Source organism: Williamsia sp. (assembly GCF_016462415.1).
In the GTDB taxonomy this organism is placed as follows: domain Bacteria; phylum Actinomycetota; class Actinomycetes; order Mycobacteriales; family Mycobacteriaceae; genus Williamsia_A.
The window spans coordinates 1-2554 of record NZ_JAEMTF010000209.1 but is presented as its reverse complement, the minus strand read 5'-3'; the positions used below and the strand labels follow the sequence as shown (position 1 = coordinate 2554).

At 67.1% G+C, this 2554-nt stretch carries 4 protein-coding genes; 1 reads left to right on the top strand and 3 read right to left on the bottom strand.

Annotation, left to right across the window (positions count from 1 at the left end):
- Positions 1-96: 96 nt before the first annotated feature.
- Positions 97-636, bottom strand: coding sequence for a DNA starvation/stationary phase protection protein (locus JHC79_RS23330; protein ID WP_296395419.1), 540 nt, complete (start codon positions 634-636; stop codon positions 97-99).
- 242 nt (positions 637-878) lie between these two features.
- On the opposite strand from JHC79_RS23330, the gene JHC79_RS23325 reads away from it, so the two are divergent.
- Entirely contained in the window at positions 879-1088 is a 210-nt protein-coding gene (locus tag JHC79_RS23325; protein WP_296395417.1) for a hypothetical protein, read from the top strand.
- A 27-nt stretch (positions 1089-1115) separates the two neighbouring features.
- Here the strand turns inward: JHC79_RS23325 and JHC79_RS23320 are convergent, their stop codons facing one another.
- On the bottom strand, positions 1116-1772 hold the full coding sequence (locus JHC79_RS23320) for an SAM-dependent methyltransferase (RefSeq protein WP_296395415.1): 657 nt from the start codon (positions 1770-1772) through the stop codon (positions 1116-1118).
- A partial coding sequence (locus JHC79_RS23315) for a PIG-L deacetylase family protein (RefSeq protein WP_296395413.1) occupies positions 1769-2554 on the bottom strand: 786 nt, incomplete at its 5' end. The genes JHC79_RS23320 and JHC79_RS23315, both read right to left, overlap by 4 nt.

Genomic DNA, 2554 nt, shown 5'->3' with positions numbered 1-2554 from the left:
TGCCGCGTTCTTGGCCTTGTCGACGATTCCCATGGTGTTCCTCCTGTGATGGGGGTGGTCCAGCGGTTGCCGGGCCGGTGATGGTCGGGGGGTGGATCAGCGAGCCTGGTCGGCTGCTTCTTTCTCGGACTTGGCGCCGGCGGTGGAGAGCTCACCGGTGTAGTTCTCGAGGTGCGCACGGACGAACCAGTGGAACTTCTCCAGCTCAGCGGTCTGGCCGATGAGGATGTCCTCGGTGACCGGGTCGATCTCGCCGACGGACTTGATGGCGTCGCGGTGCGAGGTGATGAAACCGACGTAGACGAGGTCGAGGGCTCCGAGGTGGGCCTGAACCGAGTCGCGGCCCAGCGTGTAGTCGTCCCACGAGCGATCCTTCTCGATCGCGTTCGCGGTGCCCCGCGGCGACTCGCCGAAGGTGGCGATGCGCTCGGCGAGGGTGTCTGCGTAACCGCGGACGAGCTCGACCTGCGGATCGATCATCTCGTGCACGCCGATGAAGTTCGTGCCGACGACGTTCCAGTGGATGTGCTTGAGGGTGAGGTGCAGATCGTTCAGGGCGCTCAAGCGCTCCTGCAGGGTGCTCGACACCGCAGCTGCGTCCTCGGGGGAGATTCCGGGCGTTGTGAAAGTAGCCATGTCCTCGACGGTAGGTGCCAGGAGAGCTCTTGCCCACCGCCTCACCGAATCGCAATCAGACCGAGGCAAAACTAACGGGTCGGTAATGGTGGTCGAGACTTATCTGCAGCCATTCCGTTATGTGTTCGTGACTTTTCCTATTCCGCTTCGCTACGCGGAGGTGACAGCGTGATCGACAGCAGCGTGCGAAACCATTCGGCACGACATCGCCCGACGTCAGCACGAATCAGACGAGGAGCGTCATGCACGCATTACCGGACACCATTGCCACCAGAACCAGATTCTCGCGCCAAGCCGCCACCCTCATCGGTGTAGTCATTGCACTCGCACTGCTGACCTGCGCGTTCATCGTCGCCCTGCCGTTGCTGGGCTCACTGGAACTCGCTGCGATCATCCTGGGGTTCCTCGCCGGCGCCGGGCTGGCGACCATCTACGCGCTGTCGCGCCTGTAGCCCGAGGCGGTCGGAGGCCGGTGAGTGTCAGGCGAGGCCGCCCGCCTTACCCACCCAATCCGTTCCCGGCGGGGTGAACACATCCATCACGACGTCGTCGTCGAGATAGGTCGCCTGTGTGGGACCGAGCACCTTCCGCAGTCGCTCGTGTACCTCGTCACCGGTCCACGGATATGCGGACACGTGGTGCCGCCAGTGGGCGACGATGACCGTCGCCCCGGCATGACGGTGCCGGTCGAGGGCCTCGGTGACGGAGGTCAGTCTCGGGTCGTCGAGGTAGTAGAGGACCTCGCTGGCGACGACGAGATCGAACGGGTCGCCGTCGGGTTCGATCCCGTCGGCGATGTCGGCGACGTGCACGGCGACCCGGTCGGCGACCTCGCTCAGTCGGTCGCGGGACAGCTCGACGGCTCGAGGGTCGAGTTCGAGGCACACCATCGACTCGCAGCGCTGCGCCAGCCGCTCGCTGAGGACGCCGATCGACGATCCGAGTTCGAGTGCGCGCTCATACCGCGGGGCCGGCAGCAACGACATCGTGATGTCGTACTTGCGGGTCTCGTACCACCGTTCGGCGAACCCCCACGGGTCGTCGCTGTCGGCGTACATCGCCCGGAAGTACTCGGGATCGACACTCGATCTCTGGTCGTCGGCGGGCACGGTCGTCTCCTGTTCGCGATCGGTCACGAGAAGAACGTCTCCGTGGGTCCGATCAGTCGGTCGAGCACATGGGGTTCGAGGACGGCGCGGTCGGCCGGGTCGTCGGACAGATCGGTGATCTGACTGACGAACGCGTGTACGGCACGCTTCTTCGCCTCGACCGCGGCCGGACTCAGCCGGTGCCGGCGCGCCCGAGCCCACGGCACGGCGTCGTCACCGGGCCGGGCCCAGTGCCACATCCAGACGGGGTACTCCAGCAGCGCCAGGCCGAGTCGGGCCGCGACCGTCGACGCCGCGTGACCGACCGCCTCGTGGTCGGGATGGCGATCGGCGCGCCACACCGACACGATCGACGAGTGACCGCCATGGGATCCGACGGCGGCGTCGATGGCCTCGGTGATCGCGTCGCCGCAGCGGTCGAGACCGCCGTCGGGCAGTTCGTGGTGGATGGTGCAGTTCACGCCGAGTGCGCTCAACGCGGTGGTCAGTTCGGCGCGACGGATAACCGCCAGCGCCTCGGGGGTCACCGTGGGCGATCCGGGGTGCGACGCGGCGCCGTCGGACAGACACAGGACCGTGACACCGATGCCCTGGGCGACCGCGTCGTGGAGCAACCCGCCCGCACCCAGCACCTCGTCGTCCGGGTGCGCCGAGATCACCAGGATCCGGCCGGTGACGCCGTCGAGGGCCGACGGCGAGTCCGTGGAGTCGAGCCATTCCCGCCACGCATCGGCGGTGGTGACGCCGGGATCGTCCGACGTCCACGCGGCGGGCGTCGGCGGTCCGTCCGTGGTCATGGTGCCCCGACC

What these genes read in the sequence shown, in the direction of transcription:
- JHC79_RS23330 (WP_296395419.1), bottom strand. Translation starts at nt 636, where the DNA reads ATGGCTACTTTCACAACGCCCGGAATCTCCCCCGAGGACGCAGCTGCG.
- JHC79_RS23325 (WP_296395417.1), top strand. Translation starts at nt 879, where the DNA reads ATGCACGCATTACCGGACACCATTGCCACCAGAACCAGATTCTCGCGC.